The organism is Pseudomonas sp. AO-1 (assembly GCF_019775695.1).
In the GTDB taxonomy this organism is placed as follows: Bacteria; Pseudomonadota; Gammaproteobacteria; order Pseudomonadales; family Pseudomonadaceae; genus Aquipseudomonas; species Aquipseudomonas parakoreensis.
This window is the reverse complement of record NZ_CP079947.1, coordinates 252048-267190: the sequence shown is the minus strand read 5'-3', so window position 1 is coordinate 267190 and position 15143 is coordinate 252048. Positions and strand designations below refer to the sequence as shown.

Here is a 15143-nt window from a genome sequence, read left to right as displayed (position 1 = left end):
CCCACAGGGATCTCTGCTCGATTAGGGAGCCTGATTCACTCAGGCTCCCATCAACGATTTACAGCTTGATCCACGTCGCCTTCAGCTCGGTGTACTTGTCGAATGCATGCAGCGACTTGTCTCGACCGTTGCCCGACTGCTTGAAGCCGCCGAACGGTGCGGTCATGTCGCCGCCGTCGTACTGGTTGACCCACACGCTGCCGGCGCGCAGCGCTTTGGCGGTCAGGTGCGCTTTGGAGATGTCCTGGGTCCACACTGCTGCGGCCAGGCCATACGGCGTATCGTTGGCGATCTGGATCGCCTCTTCGGCGGTGTCGAAAGCGATGACCGACAGCACAGGGCCGAAGATCTCTTCCTGAGCGATCTTCATCGCGTTGCTCACGCCGTCGAAAATCGTCGGCTCGACGTAGGTGCCACCGGTTTCCTGGAGGATGCGCTTGCCGCCAGCGACCAGTTTGGCGCCGTCGCTGTGACCGGATTCGATGTACGACAGCACGGTATTCATCTGCTGGGTATCGACCAGCGCACCAACGTTGGTCGCCGGATCCAGTGGATTGCCCGGCTTCCAAGTTTTCAGCGCCTCGATCACCATCGGCAGGAATTTATCCTTGATCGAACGCTCGACCAGCAGACGCGAACCGGCGGTGCAGACCTCGCCCTGGTTGAAAGCAATGGCGCTGGCGGCGGATTCGGCAGCGGCTTGCAGGTCCGGCGCATCGGCGAAGACGATGTTCGGACTCTTGCCGCCGGCTTCCAGCCACACGCGTTTCATGTTCGATTCGCCGGAATAGATCATCAACTGCTTGGCGATCTTGGTCGAACCGGTGAACACCAGCGTGTCGACATCGTTGTGCAACGCCAACGCCTTGCCAACGGTGTGGCCGTAGCCCGGCAGCACGTTGAGCACGCCTTTCGGAATACCGGCCTCAACGGCCAGCGCAGCGATGCGGATGGCAGTCAGCGGGGACTTTTCCGACGGCTTGAGGATCACCGAGTTACCGGTCGACAGCGCCGGGCCAAGTTTCCAGCAGGCCATCATCAGCGGGAAGTTCCACGGCACGATGGCGCCGACCACGCCGACCGGCTCGCGGGTCACCAGACCCAGTTGATCGTGCGGAGTGGCGGCGACTTCGTCGTAGATCTTGTCGATCGCCTCGCCGCTCCAGCTCAGGGCCTGCGCCGCGCCGGGCACGTCGATGTACAGCGAATCGCTGATCGGCTTGCCCATGTCGAGGGTTTCGAGCAGCGCCAGTTCTTCGGCGTGCTGCTTGAGCAGGCCGGCGAAACGAATCATGGTGGCTTTGCGTTTGGTCGGTGCCAGGCGCGACCAGACGCCGGAATTGAAGGTGGCGCGAGCGTTTTCCACGGCGCGCTGAGCGTCGGCGGCGTCACAGCTGGCGATCTTGCCCAGCAGACGGCCATCGACCGGGCTGATGCACTCGAAAGTCTCGCCGGAGACGGCGTCGGTGTATTCACCGTTGAGGTAGGCGCGGCCTTCGATCTTCAGGTCGCGGGCGCGTTGTTCCCAATCGGCACGAGTCAGGGTGGTCATTCGAGTGTCCTCCTCTTGTTGAATAGAGCGCCGCGTTCTTCGCGGTCGTCTTCAGGAATGCTGCCCGGCCAGCCTGCTTTTCGGCCCAAGGCACCCGCCACCCTAAACCAGCGGCCGGGTTTGTTTCAATATATTTGACATAAGCGCGCCATACGACCTTGCGGTGTTCATTTTAATAAACATAGACTCTGGCCCTTTCAAGCCACCGCGCCGTCATCACGGGAGAAAACAACAATGAACATCCAGAACGTCGTCGACATCAGCCTGACCAGCAGCGAAGCCGAACGCTATCGCCCGGACCCGGCCAAAGTGCTCGAGGGTGATCCCGAGCAAGCGGTGTTCAATCAATACGACAGCCCTTGCGGGCAAATGGGTGTTGGCGTGTGGGAAGGTGCGGTTGGCCAATGGACGGTCAATTACACCGAACACGAATATTGCGAAATCCTGCAGGGAGTTTCGGTGCTGCGTGACAGCGATGGCAATGCCAAGACCTTGCGCGTGGGTGACCGCTTTGTGATTCCAGCGGGCTTCCGTGGCACCTGGGAAGTGCTGGAGGCTTGCCGCAAGGTCTATGTGATCTTTGAACAGAAGGCTTGAGGACTTTCGCTGACTGATCCGGCCCTATCGCTGGCAAGCCAGCTCCCACAGGTTTTGTGATTAACACCAACATTGTGAACACCGGTAATCACTGTGGGAGCTGGCTTGCCAGCGATGAGGCCCGGCCTGACACCGCAGAAATCCGAGGCAACAAAAAAGGCCCGTGTCGTGAGATACGGGCCTTTTTCGTAAGTCGGGAAAAATCAATTACTTGATTTTGCCTTCCTTGTAGATCACGTGCTTGCGAACAACCGGATCATATTTCTTGATCTCGATTTTGTCCGGGGTAGTACGCTTGTTCTTGTCGGTAGTGTAGAAGTGACCAGTACCGGCGCTCGAAATCAAACGAATCAATTCACGCATGATTAGCTCCCTTAAATCTTGCCGTCGCGACGCAGCTCGGCCAGCACAACGCTGATGCCACGCTTGTCGATGATACGCATGCCTTTGGCGGAAACGCGCAGGCGTACGAAACGTTTCTCTTCTTCAACCCAGAAGCGGTGATGCTGCAGGTTCGGCAGGAAACGACGACGGGTTTTGTTGTTTGCGTGGGAAATGTTATTCCCGGTTACCGGACCCTTACCGGTAACTTGACATACTCTCGACATGCCTCAGCCCTCTAAAACCACATGCCCAACCCGGCATGGGTTGGCCGCTTAATCTCTCAGTCATTTGGCGCCAGGCGCCGCGTTTCTTTAGAGGTCTTACCGGCTACACCTACAGTGAAGGAACCGGGCCCCTAGAAAAGAGCGCTGCTTTATACCAGAAAGACCGGGGTGCAACAACAATGGATGTGCAATCGACCGGTAAAAACGCGCATTTTCCGGCTGCGGGCGCTTTGGATAAAGGCTGAGGCGCGTTTTGACCACTCGTCGCAGAAAACCGCTCTAAAAGAGGTTCCCGACTTTTCCTCGTGCACCGTGGTCTGAAAAACACCACTGTCCCGGCCCGAAAAATGCAAAAAGGGGATAGTCATTTGCAATCCAGCCCTCTAGGGTAACCCTTTTCCAGACTGCACCTGCAGATGGGCCTTCGATCTGTAAAGGAAGCCGACCATGCGCCTCGCTGCCCTACCCCTGTTGCTCGCCCCGCTTCTGCTGAGCCCATTGGCCCAGGCTGCCGCCCTGAGCGTGTGCACCGAGGCCAGCCCTGAAGGGTTCGACGTGGTGCAATACAACTCGCTGACCACCACCAATGCCTCGGCCGACGTACTGATGAACCGCCTGGTGGACTTCGACACCGCCAGCGGCAAAGTCGTGCCAAGCCTGGCCGACAGCTGGGAAGTCAGCCCCGACGGCCTGAGTTACGTGTTCAAGCTGCACCCGCAGGTGAAGTTTCACAGCACTGACTATTTCAAGCCGACCCGCACCCTGAGCGCCGAAGACGTCAAGTTCAGCTTTGATCGCATGCTCGATCCCGCCAACCCATGGCACAAAGTGGCGCAAAGCGGATTCCCGCACGCCCAGTCCATGCAGTTGCCGACGTTGATCAAGAAGATCGACGCACTCGACCCGCTGACCGTGCGCTTTACCCTTGACCACCCGGATTCGACGTTCCTCGCGACACTGAGCATGGGCTTCGCCTCCATCTATTCCGCCGAATATGCGGACAAGCTGCTCAAGGCCGACGCCACCGACAAGCTCAACAGCCAACCGATCGGTACCGGCCCGTTCGTGTTCACGCGATTCCAGAAAGACGCCTCGGTGCGCTACAAGGCCAACCCGGACTACTTTGGCGGCAAGCCTGCGGTCGATCCGCTGATCTTCGCCATCACCCCGGACGCCAACGTGCGCCTGCAAAAACTGCGGCGCAACGAATGCCAGATCGCCCTGTCGCCAAAACCGCTGGACGTGAAGGCCGCGCAGGAAGAGCCGACGCTGAAAGTGGAAAAGACTGACGCGTTCATGACCGCTTTCGTCGGCATCAACAGCCAGCATCCACCGCTGGACAAGCCGGAAGTGCGCCAGGCGATCAACCTCGCCTTTGACAAGGCCAACTACGTCAAAGCCGTATTCGAAGACACCGCCGAACCCGCCAACGGCCCTTACCCGCCGAACACCTGGAGCTACGCGAAGAACCTGCCGGGCTATCCGCACGACGTGGCCAAAGCCAAGGCGTTGCTGGCCAAGGCCGGACTCAAGGACGGCTTCCAGACCACCATCTGGACGCGTCCGTCCGGCAGCCTGCTTAACCCGAATCCGAGTCTGGGCGCGCAATTGCTGCAATCGGATCTGGCGGAAATCGGCATTCAGGCGGAAATCCGCGTGATCGAGTGGGGCGAACTGATTCGCCGCGCCAAGGCTGGCGAGCATGACCTGCTGTTCATGGGCTGGGCCGGCGACAACGGCGATCCGGACAACTTCCTCACGCCGCAGTTTTCCTGCGCGGCGGTCAAATCCGGCACCAACTTCGCCCGCTACTGCAATGCCGACCTGGACAAACTGATCAGCGCCGGCAAGACCACCAGCGAGCAAGGCGTGCGCACCAAACTGTACGAACAGGCACAGGCGCAGATTCAGCAGCAGGCGCTGTGGTTGCCGCTGGCGCACCCGACTGCCTATGCGCTGACGCGCAAGGATGTGCAGGGTTATTCCGTCAGCCCGTTCGGGCGGCAGGACTACTCGAAGGTCACCCTGAAATAACCCGTCACAACACAATTCACCTGTGGGAGCGGGCTTGCTCGCGAAGGCGTCGGATCAGCCAAACTCTTATTGACTGACACACCGCCTTCGCGAGCAAGCCCGCTCCCACAGGGGTTGGTGTTTGTTGTTGAAAGCTACATCCAGCCACACTCCGCCATCGACAGCGGCTCGCCGTCGCCAATGATGAAGTGATCCAGCACCCGTACATCAATCAGGTCCAGAGCCTTCTGCAAGCGCTTGGTCAGTTGTCGATCCGCCTGGCTCGGATCGCTGTTCCCCGACGGGTGGTTATGGCAGAGAATCACCGCCGCCGCGTTGTTGGCCAATGAGCGTTTCACCACTTCCCGGGGATGCACGCTGGTGTTATCGATCGAGCCGCGAAACAGTGCCTCGAACGTCAGCACCTGATGCTTGGAATCGAGAAACAGGCAGCCAAACACCTCGTGTGGCTCGTGGCGCAGCATGGATTTCAGATAGTCCCGAACTGCCTGCGGATTCTCCAGCGCCGGTTTTTTACGCATGCGCTCGGCCAGGTGTCGCCGCCCCATTTCCAGCACCGCCTGCAACTGCGCGAATTTCGCAGGCCCCAATCCCAACTGTCCGCTGAACGCCGCAAGATCGGCTTCCAGCAACGCGCGCAGGCTGCCGAATTGCGTCAACAGGTGTCGCGCCAGATCCACCGCGCTTTTTCCCGTGACCCCGGTTCGAAGAAAAATCGCCAGCAACTCGGCGTCCGAAAGACTTCCCGAGCCCTGTTCAAGCAGCTTCTCCCGCGGCCGCTCCGCCGCAGGCCAATCGCGAATACTCATACACCTTCCTTGTCTGTGGGCACCGCTGTTCCGTAGCGGTCGCTGTGATATCGTAGCCCATCTTTTTTGCGGGCGAATTCACCCTGGGGAGGGGGTTTCGCCACGTATGTCACCCACGAAATGTAAAGGCAGACCTATGCAGCGGCTGTATCGGAAACGCATCGTTCTGGGCGTCGGCGGCGGCATTGCGGCCTACAAGAGCGCCGATCTGGTTCGTCGCCTGATCGACCAGGGCGCCGAAGTGCGCGTGGTCATGACCCATGGCGGCGCCGAGTTCATCACCCCGCTGACCATGCAAGCCCTGTCCGGGCACCCGGTTCACCTGGATCTGCTCGACCCGGCCGCCGAAGCGGCGATGGGCCACATCGAACTGGCCAAATGGGCCGATCTGGTGCTGATCGCCCCGGCTACCGCTGACCTGATCGCCCGTCTGGCCCAAGGCATCGCCAATGATTTGCTGACCACTTTGGTTCTTGCTACCGACGCCGTGGTGGCCGTCGCGCCAGCAATGAATCAGGCGATGTGGCGCGATCCGGCAACCCAGGCCAACCTGCAACTCCTTGAAAGCCGTGGCCTGAAGACTTTCGGCCCGGCCTCTGGCAGCCAGGCCTGCGGCGACGTCGGCATGGGCCGGATGATGGAAGCCACCGATCTGGCGCAGTGCGCGGCAGACTGCTTCCAGCGTCAGGCACTGACCGGCAAGCACGTAGTGATCACCGCCGGCCCGACCCAGGAAAACATCGACCCGGTGCGCTACATCACCAACCACAGCTCCGGGAAAATGGGCTTCGCTCTGGCCGAAGCCGCGGTGGAAGCCGGCGCCCGCGTGACCCTGATCAGCGGCCCGGTGCACCTGCCGACGCCGGATCGCGTCACGCGCATCGATGTGGTCAGTGCCCGCGACATGCTTGCAGCGTGCGAATCGGCCATCCCGTGTGATGTGTTCATCGCCTCGGCCGCGGTGGCGGACTACCGTCCGGAAGTGGTTGCCCCGCAAAAACTCAAGAAAGACCCTACAAGCGGCGACGGCTTCGTCCTGCAAATGGTGCGTAACCCGGACATCCTGGCCACCATCGCGACCCGCCCCGACCGCCCGTTCAGTGTCGGCTTCGCCGCCGAGACCGAACACCTGCTCGACTACGCTGCACGCAAGCTGAAAGACAAGAATCTCGACCTGATCGTCGCCAACGACGTGGCCAACCCGAGCATCGGTTTCAACAGCGAAGAAAACGCCTGCAGCGTGATCGACCGTGAGCTTCATGCCACTGTTTTCGCCCAGACCAGCAAGAGCAAGATCGCTCGCCAACTGGTCACTTTTATCGCCGAACGTCTGAATCAGGTTTAATTTACATGCACGCTTTGCAAGCCAAGATCCTCGACCCACGCATCGGTAGCGAATTCCCGCTGCCGCAATACGCCACCCCAGGCTCCGCCGGCCTCGACCTGCGCGCCATGCTTGAACAGGACATCGTGATCAAGCCGGGTGAAACCGTGCTGATCCCTACTGGTCTGTCGGTGTACATCGGCGACCCGAACCTCGCCGCGCTGATCCTGCCGCGCTCGGGCATGGGCCATAAGCACGGCATCGTGCTGGGCAACCTCGTCGGCCTGATCGACTCGGATTATCAGGGCCCGCTGATGGTGTCCTGCTGGAACCGTGGTCAGAACGACTTCACCATGACCGTCGGCGAGCGTCTGGCGCAGCTGGTGTTGGTGCCGGTGGTGCAGGCGCATTTCGAAATGGTTGAAGAGTTCGTCGAAACCGAACGCGGCGCGGGCGGTTTTGGCCATACCGGCACTAAATAACCCTGAAATATTATTGTGGCGAGGGGATTTATCCCCGATGGGCTGCGAAGCGGCCCCAAGACTTTTGGATCTGTTGCGCAACCATCGGGGATAAATCCCCTCACCACAAAATTCGTGCATTTCGGCAGCAGGTTTTAACACCGAAAATCAAGGTTTTGCCGGCCGCAGGCCACGCCAGACGAGGCGTCATGGCCCTTTCACACCACGAACTCTCTGCGGAAAACGCCGTCATACCCTTCAGTTTGAGCCTGCCGCCGAGTGAATCGTCGGTCTGTCCCGCCACTTTCGAGATGGAGCATTTGTGCAGATGAGCACCCCAGCCAAGATCGCCCCGAAGCTACCTGACAGCATCTTCCGCGCCTATGACATTCGCGGCACCGTGCCGGAATTCCTCAATGCCGAAACCGCGTACTGGATTGGCCGCGCCATCGGCTCGCAGAGCCTGGCCCAGGGTGAACCGAACGTGTCGGTCGGCCGCGACGGGCGTCTGTCCGGCCCGGAGCTGGTTGCCGAACTGATCCGCGGTATCGCCGAGAGCGGCTGCCATGTCAGCGACGTTGGCCTGGTTCCGACCCCGGCGCTGTACTACGCGGCCAACGTGCTGGCCGGCAAGTCTGGCGTAATGCTCACCGGTAGCCACAACCCGTCGAACTACAACGGCTTCAAGATCGTGATCGCCGGCGACACCCTCGCCAACGAGCAGATCCAGGTGCTGCACGAGCGCATCAAGACCGATGACCTGACCAGCGGTCAGGGCAGCGTCACTCAAGTCGAAATCCTTGACCGCTACACCACCGAAATCGTCCAGGACGTCAAACTGGCCCGCCGCCTGAAAGTCGTGGTCGACTGCGGCAACGGTGCGGCCGGCGTGATCGCCCCGCAACTGATCGAAGCGCTGAACTGCGAAGTCATCCCGCTGTTCTGCGAAGTCGACGGCAACTTCCCCAACCACCACCCGGACCCGGGCAAGCCCGAAAACCTCGTCGACCTGATCGCCAAGGTCAAGGAAACCAACGCTGATCTCGGCCTGGCCTTCGACGGCGACGGCGACCGTGTCGGCGTGGTGACCAATACCGGCAGCATCGTCTACCCGGATCGCCTGTTGATGCTGTTTGCCCGTGACGTGGTGGCGCGCAATCCCGACGCGGAAATCATCTTCGACGTCAAATGCACCCGCCGCCTGGTGCCGCTGATCAAGGAGTACGGTGGTCGCCCGCTAATGTGGAAGACCGGTCATTCGTTGATCAAAAAGAAAATGAAACAATCCGGCGCTCTATTGGCCGGCGAGATGAGCGGGCACATCTTCTTCAAGGAGCGCTGGTTCGGTTTCGACGACGGTATTTACAGCGCCGCACGGCTGCTGGAGATTCTCAGCAAGGAAAAATCCACCGCCGAAGAGCTGTTTGCGACCTTCCCGAACGATATTTCTACGCCGGAAATCAATATCCATGTGACCGAAGAGAGCAAATTCAGCATCATTGATGCACTGCACGACGCACAGTGGGGCCCAGGCGCTGACCTGACCACCATTGACGGCGTGCGAGTCGATTACGCCAAAGGCTGGGGCCTGGTACGCGCCTCCAACACCACACCGGTGCTGGTGCTGCGTTTCGAGGCCGATGACGAGGCAGAACTTGCGCGTATCAAGGCGGTGTTCCACACCCAACTGAAACGCGTTGCACCTGATCTCCAACTACCGTTCTGATTCACCCGGAGCCCTGAATGACCCTCGAACGCGAAGCCGCCGCCCACACCGCCCAGGTCCTGTCCGAAGCGTTGCCTTACATCCGACGTTATGTCGGCAAGACCCTGGTGATCAAATACGGCGGCAACGCGATGGAAAGCGAGGAGCTGAAAACCGGCTTTGCCCGCGACATCGTCTTGATGAAAGCCGTGGGCATCAACCCGGTGGTGGTTCACGGCGGCGGCCCGCAGATCGGTGATCTGCTCAAGCGCCTGTCGATCGAAAGCCACTTTGTCGATGGCATGCGCGTCACCGACGCCGCGACCATGGACGTGGTGGAAATGGTCCTCGGCGGTCAGGTCAACAAAAGCATCGTCAACCTGATCAACCGTCACGGTGGCAGCGCCATCGGCCTGACCGGTAAAGACGCCGGGCTGATTCGTGCGAAGAAACTGACCGTCACCCGCCAGACCCCGGAGATGACCCAGCCGGAAATCATCGACATCGGTCAGGTCGGTGAAGTGGTCGGGATCAACACCGAGTTGCTGAACCTGCTGGTCAAAGGCAACTTCATCCCGGTGATCGCGCCGATCGGCGTCGGTGAGAACGGCGAGTCGTACAACATCAACGCCGACCTGGTGGCCGGTAAAGTCGCCGAAGCGCTGAAAGCCGAGAAGCTGATGCTGCTGACCAACATCGCCGGCCTGATGGACAAGTCCGGCACCGTGTTGACCGGCCTGAGCACCCAGCAGGTCGACGATCTGATCGCCGACGGCACCATCTACGGCGGCATGCTGCCGAAGATCCGTTGCGCACTGGAAGCGGTTCAGGGTGGCGTTGGCAGCTCGCTGATCATCGACGGTCGCGTACCGAACGCGATCCTGCTGGAAATCTTCACCGATACCGGTGTGGGTACGCTGATCAGCAATCGCAAGCGTCCGTAAGGCGTCGCGCAAACAAAAAGACCCCGCTCAGCCTGACTGAGCGGGGTCTTTTTTTGCCTGCAATCCCTGTAGGAGCTGCCGCAGGCTGCGATCTTTTGACGTTTTGCTTTCAAAAAACAAGATCAAAAGATCGCAGCCTTCGGCAGCTCCTACAAGGGCAGCGCATCAGACGCCGAACTGGGCGCGGTACGCTTCCACGGCTGGCAGATGCTGCTTGAGCTGCGGATCGTCAGCGAGGAATTCCAGCACCTGGTTCAGCGAAACGATGCTGATCACCGGAATACCGAAATCACGCTCGACTTCCTGGATTGCCGACAACTCGCCGTTGCCACGCTCCTGACGGTTCAGGGCGATCAGCACGCCAGCGGCCTTGGCGCCATCCTGGGAAGCGATGATCTGCATCACTTCACGGATCGCGGTGCCGGCGGTGATCACGTCGTCGATGATCAGCACGTCGCCGGTCAACGGTGCGCCCACCAGACTGCCGCCTTCGCCGTGGGCCTTGGCTTCCTTGCGGTTGAAGCACCACGGCAGGTCGCGGTCGTGATGCTCGGCCAGCGCGACGGCAGTGGTTGCCGCCAGCGGGATGCCTTTGTAGGCCGGGCCAAACAGGACGTCGAAAGAAATGCCGCTTTCGGCGATGGCTGCCGCGTAGAAACGCCCCAGCTGCGCCAGGGCCGAGCCCGTGTTGAACAGGCCGGCGTTGAAGAAGTAAGGACTGGTGCGCCCGGACTTAAGGGTGAACTCACCGAAGCGCAAAACGCCGCGATCGATGGCAAAACGAATGAAATCGCGCTGATACGCTTGCATGAAAAAAACCCCAAATACCACGGATTTAGCTAATTAGCTTGACGCCGTGTATCATACACGCACGCGATTTTTGGGGCCATTTATGCGGATCATCAGTGTGAACGTCAATGGTATTCAGGCGGCAGTCGAGCGTGGTTTGCTCAGTTGGCTGCAAGCTCAGAATGCCGACGTCATCTGCCTGCAGGACACCCGTGCCTCCGCCTTTGAACTGGATGACCCAGCCTTCCAACTGGATGGCTACTTCCTTTATGCCTGCGATGCTGAAGTCCCTGCCCAAGGTGGCGTGGCTTTGTATTCGCGGTTGCAACCGAAGGCTGTCATCAGCGGTCTCGGTTTCGAGACGGCCGACCGCTACGGGCGCTACCTGCAAGCAGATTTCGACAAAGTCAGTATTGCCACCTTGCTGCTCCCTTCGGGGATGAACGGCGATGAGGACTTGAACCAGAAGTTCAAGCTCATGGACGACTTCGGCAAGTACCTGGACAAGCAGCGGCGCAAACGTCGCGAGTACATTTATTGTGGCTCGCTGTACGTGGCGCAGCAGAAGCTCGACATCAAGAACTGGCGCGACAGCCAGCAATCCCCGGGCTTCCTGGCGCCAGAACGCGCCTGGATGGACGAGATTGTCGGCAACATGGGTTACGTCGATGCCCTGCGCGAAGTCAGCCGCGAAGGCGACCAGTACAGCTGGTGGCCGGACAACGAACAGGCCGAGATGCTGAATCTGGGCTGGCGTTTCGACTACCAGATCCTGACCCCGGGCCTGCGGCGTTTCGTGCGCAGTGCACGCCTGCCGCGGCAGCCACGGTTCTCGCAGCACGCGCCGCTGATCGTCGACTACGACTGGACGCTGACCATCTAAGCGTCGATTCGTGAATGCAAAAAAGCCGACATCACAGTCGGCTTTTTTGTGCGCGCTGATTACAGGTCATTTGTGCTGATCGTTATTTGATCAACCGCCAGGTGAACGGATAACGGTAGGGGAACCCTTCGTTCGCCTTCACCCCGGCAATGATCGTCAGCACCAGCGCCCCGATGGCCAGCAGGCCCAGCAAGAAGAAGCCGATGATCAACACCATCAGCAGCAGACAGATCGCGGCAGCAATCGCCACGGTGATCTGGAAATTCAGTGCCTCTTTGCCCTGAGCGTCGATGAACGGATCAGTTTCGCGCTTCATCTGCCACAGAATCAGCGGCCCGATCAGGTTGCCGAACGGAATCCAGATCCCCAGCAAGGCGGACAAGTGACAAAACATCGCCCATTGGCGAACCTCCTGGCTCGGTTTGGGCAGCAACTCTTGCTCATCACTCATCGCGTCCTCCTTGCGGGTTACGAACCTGCTCAGTCGGCCAGTGCGGCCTTTTGCAGTTCGAAGATTTCGTTCATGCCTTTCTTGGCCAGTTCCAGCATGGCGTTCAGATCTTCAGGCTGGAACGGCGCGCCTTCGGCGGTGCCCTGGACTTCGATGAAGCCTCCAGTGCTGGTCATCACCACGTTGAGGTCGGTCTCGGCAGCGGAATCTTCAAGATAGTCCAGATCCAGCACCGGCTCGCCCTGATACATGCCGACCGACACAGCGCCGATCATTTGCTTGAGCGGGTCGCCGCCTTTCAGGCCGCCACGCTTCTTGATCACTTTCAGTGCATCAACCAGGGCCACCATGGCGCCAGTGATGGAGGCGGTGCGGGTGCCGCCGTCAGCCTGGATCACGTCGCAGTCGACGTACAGGGTCACGTCGCCCAGCTTGGACATGTCCAGCGCAGCGCGCAGCGAACGGCCGATCAGGCGCTGGATTTCCAGGGTGCGACCGCCCTGCTTGCCACGGCTCGCTTCACGCTGGTTACGCTCGCCAGTGGCGCGCGGCAGCATGCCGTACTCGGCAGTCAACCAGCCCTGGCCCTGGCCTTTGAGGAAACGCGGCACGCCGTTTTCGACGCTGACGGTGCAGATGACCTTGGTATCACCGAATTCGACCAGTACGGATCCCTCGGCGTGTTTGGTGTAGTTGCGGGTAATGCGGATCGAGCGGAGCTGATCGGCAGCGCGACCACTTGGACGTTTCATAGGGAATACCTGTACTGGGGACGGAAAACTGCCGAGCATTATAGAGCGCTGCACCGCGCCTGGGCACGGGTTAAAAATTCCGGCCGTCGACCCACGGCCCTGAAACACGCATAACCGACGGCCTGCAGCCCTTTGTCACACCGTGTGTTTGGGCGCATCCGCCGCACTGCGCTACAATCCTGCGCCTTTGCTGCCAGTCGGCTTAAATTCATTGATATCGAGCCTGCGGAACATCCCTTCTGCGCCGATCTGCATTGCGAGGTCACCGCCATGGTGCACAGCATGACCGCCTTCGCCCGCGTTGAGAAAGCCGGCGCCCAGGGCACCCTGAGCTGGGAACTGCGCTCGGTCAACAGCCGCTATCTGGAACCGCACCTGCGCCTGCCGGAGTCGTTCCGCGACCTCGAGGGCTCAGTGCGTGAAGCCCTGCGTCAGGGCCTGTCGCGGGGCAAACTGGAATGCACCCTGCGCTTCACCGAAGAAAGCACCGGCAAGCCGTTGCAGGTCGACCGCGAGCGCGCCGCGCAATTGGTCGCCGCCGCCGAAACCGTTGCCGGCCTGATCAAGAACCCGGCAGCACTCAACCCGCTGGAAGTGCTGGCCTGGCCCGGCGTACTGGTGGCCGACGCCACTGATCCACAAGCGCTGAACGCCGATGCGCTGGCGCTGTTCAATCAAGGTCTCAAGGAACTCAAGGCCGGCCGCGAGCGCGAAGGCGCGGAGCTGGCACGCCTGATCAACGAGCGCCTGACCTCCATAGAAGAAGACGTCGTGACCCTGCGTGAACTGGTGCCGCAGATGCTCGCGACCCAGCGCCAGAAAGTCCTCGACCGCTTCGCCGACATGAAGGCCGAACTGGATCCGCAGCGTCTGGAACAGGAGATGGTCATGCTCGCGCAAAAGAGCGATGTGGCCGAAGAACTGGATCGTCTGAGCACCCACATCATTGAAGTCCGCCGGGTGCTCAAGTCCGGCGGTGCTGCTGGCCGGCGCCTCGACTTCCTGATGCAGGAACTCAACCGCGAAGCCAACACACTGGGCTCCAAGGCCTTCGACCCGCGCAGCACCCAGGCCGCCGTCAACCTCAAGGTGTTGATCGAGCAGATGCGCGAACAAGTGCAGAATATTGAGTAAGGCTACAGACATGACCCACCACACCGGCACCCTGTACATCATTTCCGCCCCTTCGGGCGCGGGCAAGAGCAGCCTGGTCAAGGCGTTGACCGACACCAACCCGGAGATCCGCGTCTCGATCTCCCACACCACCCGCGCCATGCGTCCGGGTGAGGTGGATGGCGTGAACTATCACTTCGTGACCCGCGAAGAGTTCGTGAAGATGGGCGAGCACGGCGATTTCCTCGAACGCGCCGAAGTCTTCGGCAACTTCTACGGCACCTCGCAAAGCCGTCTGCAGCAGACGCTGGACGAAGGCCACGACCTGATTCTGGAGATCGACTGGCAAGGCGCCGAGCAGGTCCGCAAGTTGATGCCGCAAGCCCGCTCGATCTTCATCCTGCCGCCGTCGCTGCAGGCCCTGCACCAGCGCCTGACCAACCGTGGCCAGGACAGTGACGAGATCATCGACGGCCGGATGCGCGAAGCAGTCAGCGAGATGAGCCACTACGTCGAATACGATTACTTGATCATCAACGATGATTTCGCCCACGCGCTGGACGATCTGAAAGCGATTTTCCGTGCCAATCAGCTGCAGCAGAAGCGCCAGCAAGTGCGTTTCGGCAGATTGCTGGCTGAATTGCTGGGTTAATCAGCACTTCCCAAAACCGCTGCAAGCGCTTTACATTGGTGCCTGCAGCGCGTTGAAGGGTCTGGTCAAAAAATCAGCGCTTCCCTAATCGCTGGTGATTTTTTAAACTGTTGAGTCCGCTCGCCCAACCGGGCAGCGCGCATATTGCATTCGCTCCGAGGAATACCATGGCCCGCGTAACCGTTGAAGACTGCCTAGAACACGTGGAAAACCGCTTTGAGCTGGTCATGCTCTCTACCAAGCGTGCCCGTCAACTGGCCACCGGCGGCAAAGAGCCACTGGTCCAGTGGGAAAACGACAAGCCGACCGTTGTCGCCCTGCGTGAAATCGCTGAAGGCCTGATGAGCTACGAGTTCATCGCCGAGCAGGAAATCGTCCAGGATGAACCGCTCTTCGCTGCTTTCGAGGACGAGTCCAACGAGGCCGTCTAAGCCTATGCCTGGTCGACGTAGCACGGCGCGGGAACACA

General features: G+C 60.2%; 16 protein-coding genes and 1 pseudogene. 10 read left to right on the top strand and 7 right to left on the bottom strand.

All coding sequences use genetic code 11. The features are described from left to right. Positions 1 to 58: 58 nt before the first annotated feature. Positions 59 to 1552 carry an aldehyde dehydrogenase gene (locus tag KVQ82_RS01195; RefSeq protein WP_041071948.1) on the bottom strand — a complete coding sequence of 498 codons (1494 nt, stop codon included), beginning with the start codon at positions 1550 to 1552 and terminating at the stop codon, positions 59 to 61. Between the two features lie 234 nt (positions 1553 to 1786). On the opposite strand from KVQ82_RS01195, the gene KVQ82_RS01190 reads away from it, so the two are divergent. Continuing rightward, positions 1787 to 2149, top strand: coding sequence for a cupin domain-containing protein (locus KVQ82_RS01190; RefSeq protein WP_222017626.1), 363 nt, complete (start codon positions 1787 to 1789; stop codon positions 2147 to 2149). 207 nt (positions 2150 to 2356) lie between these two features. Here the strand turns inward: KVQ82_RS01190 and rpmG are convergent, their stop codons facing one another. Beyond that, a complete protein-coding gene (gene rpmG, locus KVQ82_RS01185; RefSeq protein ID WP_003177274.1) occupies positions 2357 to 2512 on the bottom strand; it encodes a 50S ribosomal protein L33 in 156 nt (51 codons plus the stop codon). An 11-nt stretch (positions 2513 to 2523) separates the two neighbouring features. Beyond that, a complete protein-coding gene (gene rpmB / locus KVQ82_RS01180; protein WP_003229474.1) occupies positions 2524 to 2757 on the bottom strand; it encodes a 50S ribosomal protein L28 in 234 nt (77 codons plus the stop codon). 447 nt (positions 2758 to 3204) lie between these two features. Between rpmB and KVQ82_RS01175 the strand changes: the two genes are divergently transcribed. After that, positions 3205 to 4791: an ABC transporter substrate-binding protein gene (locus KVQ82_RS01175; RefSeq protein ID WP_222017624.1), complete on the top strand. Its 1587-nt coding sequence runs from the start codon at positions 3205 to 3207 to the stop codon at positions 4789 to 4791. 134 nt (positions 4792 to 4925) lie between these two features. Here KVQ82_RS01175 and radC read toward each other — a convergent pair whose 3' ends face one another. Continuing rightward, the gene (radC, locus tag KVQ82_RS01170; protein WP_098966267.1) at positions 4926 to 5600 is read right to left on the bottom strand and encodes a DNA repair protein RadC; all 675 of its coding nucleotides are present in this window, start codon (positions 5598 to 5600) and stop codon (positions 4926 to 4928) included. A 136-nt stretch (positions 5601 to 5736) separates the two neighbouring features. Here radC and coaBC point away from each other — a divergent pair, with 136 nt between their 5' ends. From coaBC to argB, 4 genes and pseudogenes are all read left to right on the top strand, one after another. Beyond that, positions 5737 to 6945 (top strand): bifunctional phosphopantothenoylcysteine decarboxylase/phosphopantothenate--cysteine ligase CoaBC, encoded by a 1209-nt coding sequence (gene coaBC / locus KVQ82_RS01165; protein ID WP_003229480.1) that lies wholly within the window; start codon positions 5737 to 5739, stop codon positions 6943 to 6945. Positions 6946 to 6950: 5 nt separating this feature from the next. Beyond that, on the top strand, positions 6951 to 7406 hold the full coding sequence (dut, locus tag KVQ82_RS01160; protein WP_027610410.1) for a dUTP diphosphatase: 456 nt from the start codon (positions 6951 to 6953) through the stop codon (positions 7404 to 7406). 307 nt (positions 7407 to 7713) lie between these two features. Continuing rightward, a pseudogene (locus KVQ82_RS01155) lies at positions 7714 to 9111 on the top strand (phosphomannomutase/phosphoglucomutase); the annotation flags it as partial. A gap of 17 nt (positions 9112 to 9128) precedes the next feature. After that, positions 9129 to 10034: an acetylglutamate kinase gene (gene argB / locus KVQ82_RS01150; RefSeq protein ID WP_003229488.1), complete on the top strand. Its 906-nt coding sequence runs from the start codon at positions 9129 to 9131 to the stop codon at positions 10032 to 10034. 165 nt (positions 10035 to 10199) lie between these two features. Here argB and pyrE read toward each other — a convergent pair whose 3' ends face one another. Further along, entirely contained in the window at positions 10200 to 10844 is a 645-nt protein-coding gene (gene pyrE / locus KVQ82_RS01145) for an orotate phosphoribosyltransferase (RefSeq protein WP_041071932.1), read from the bottom strand. Between the two features lie 82 nt (positions 10845 to 10926). Between pyrE and KVQ82_RS01140 the strand changes: the two genes are divergently transcribed. Next, complete coding sequence (locus tag KVQ82_RS01140; RefSeq protein WP_007920349.1) at positions 10927 to 11706, top strand: exodeoxyribonuclease III; 780 nt, start codon at positions 10927 to 10929, stop codon at positions 11704 to 11706. 82 nt (positions 11707 to 11788) lie between these two features. On the opposite strand, the gene KVQ82_RS01135 is transcribed toward KVQ82_RS01140, so the two are convergent. Continuing rightward, positions 11789 to 12157: a DUF4870 domain-containing protein gene (locus KVQ82_RS01135; RefSeq protein WP_003229492.1), complete on the bottom strand. Its 369-nt coding sequence runs from the start codon at positions 12155 to 12157 to the stop codon at positions 11789 to 11791. A gap of 29 nt (positions 12158 to 12186) precedes the next feature. After that, positions 12187 to 12909, bottom strand: a complete 723-nt coding sequence (gene rph, locus KVQ82_RS01130) for a ribonuclease PH (protein ID WP_027610407.1) — start codon at positions 12907 to 12909, stop codon at positions 12187 to 12189. A gap of 270 nt (positions 12910 to 13179) precedes the next feature. On the opposite strand from rph, the gene KVQ82_RS01125 reads away from it, so the two are divergent. From KVQ82_RS01125 to rpoZ, 3 genes are all read left to right on the top strand, one after another. Next, positions 13180 to 14043, top strand: coding sequence for a YicC/YloC family endoribonuclease (locus KVQ82_RS01125; RefSeq protein ID WP_108184203.1), 864 nt, complete (start codon positions 13180 to 13182; stop codon positions 14041 to 14043). Between the two features lie 10 nt (positions 14044 to 14053). After that, on the top strand, positions 14054 to 14674 hold the full coding sequence (gene gmk / locus KVQ82_RS01120) for a guanylate kinase (protein WP_041071927.1): 621 nt from the start codon (positions 14054 to 14056) through the stop codon (positions 14672 to 14674). A gap of 167 nt (positions 14675 to 14841) precedes the next feature. Next, entirely contained in the window at positions 14842 to 15105 is a 264-nt protein-coding gene (gene rpoZ, locus KVQ82_RS01115; RefSeq protein ID WP_008030604.1) for a DNA-directed RNA polymerase subunit omega, read from the top strand. Positions 15106 to 15143 lie beyond the last annotated feature (38 nt).

What these genes read in the sequence shown, in the direction of transcription:
- KVQ82_RS01195 (WP_041071948.1), bottom strand. Translation starts at nt 1,552, where the DNA reads ATGACCACCCTGACTCGTGCCGATTGGGAACAACGCGCCCGCGACCTG.
- KVQ82_RS01190 (WP_222017626.1), top strand. Translation starts at nt 1,787, where the DNA reads ATGAACATCCAGAACGTCGTCGACATCAGCCTGACCAGCAGCGAAGCC.
- rpmG (WP_003177274.1), bottom strand. Translation starts at nt 2,512, where the DNA reads ATGCGTGAATTGATTCGTTTGATTTCGAGCGCCGGTACTGGTCACTTC.
- rpmB (WP_003229474.1), bottom strand. Translation starts at nt 2,757, where the DNA reads ATGTCGAGAGTATGTCAAGTTACCGGTAAGGGTCCGGTAACCGGGAAT.
- KVQ82_RS01175 (WP_222017624.1), top strand. Translation starts at nt 3,205, where the DNA reads ATGCGCCTCGCTGCCCTACCCCTGTTGCTCGCCCCGCTTCTGCTGAGC.
- radC (WP_098966267.1), bottom strand. Translation starts at nt 5,600, where the DNA reads ATGAGTATTCGCGATTGGCCTGCGGCGGAGCGGCCGCGGGAGAAGCTG.
- coaBC (WP_003229480.1), top strand. Translation starts at nt 5,737, where the DNA reads ATGCAGCGGCTGTATCGGAAACGCATCGTTCTGGGCGTCGGCGGCGGC.
- dut (WP_027610410.1), top strand. Translation starts at nt 6,951, where the DNA reads ATGCACGCTTTGCAAGCCAAGATCCTCGACCCACGCATCGGTAGCGAA.
- argB (WP_003229488.1), top strand. Translation starts at nt 9,129, where the DNA reads ATGACCCTCGAACGCGAAGCCGCCGCCCACACCGCCCAGGTCCTGTCC.
- pyrE (WP_041071932.1), bottom strand. Translation starts at nt 10,844, where the DNA reads ATGCAAGCGTATCAGCGCGATTTCATTCGTTTTGCCATCGATCGCGGC.
- KVQ82_RS01140 (WP_007920349.1), top strand. Translation starts at nt 10,927, where the DNA reads ATGCGGATCATCAGTGTGAACGTCAATGGTATTCAGGCGGCAGTCGAG.
- KVQ82_RS01135 (WP_003229492.1), bottom strand. Translation starts at nt 12,157, where the DNA reads ATGAGTGATGAGCAAGAGTTGCTGCCCAAACCGAGCCAGGAGGTTCGC.
- rph (WP_027610407.1), bottom strand. Translation starts at nt 12,909, where the DNA reads ATGAAACGTCCAAGTGGTCGCGCTGCCGATCAGCTCCGCTCGATCCGC.
- KVQ82_RS01125 (WP_108184203.1), top strand. Translation starts at nt 13,180, where the DNA reads ATGGTGCACAGCATGACCGCCTTCGCCCGCGTTGAGAAAGCCGGCGCC.
- gmk (WP_041071927.1), top strand. Translation starts at nt 14,054, where the DNA reads ATGACCCACCACACCGGCACCCTGTACATCATTTCCGCCCCTTCGGGC.
- rpoZ (WP_008030604.1), top strand. Translation starts at nt 14,842, where the DNA reads ATGGCCCGCGTAACCGTTGAAGACTGCCTAGAACACGTGGAAAACCGC.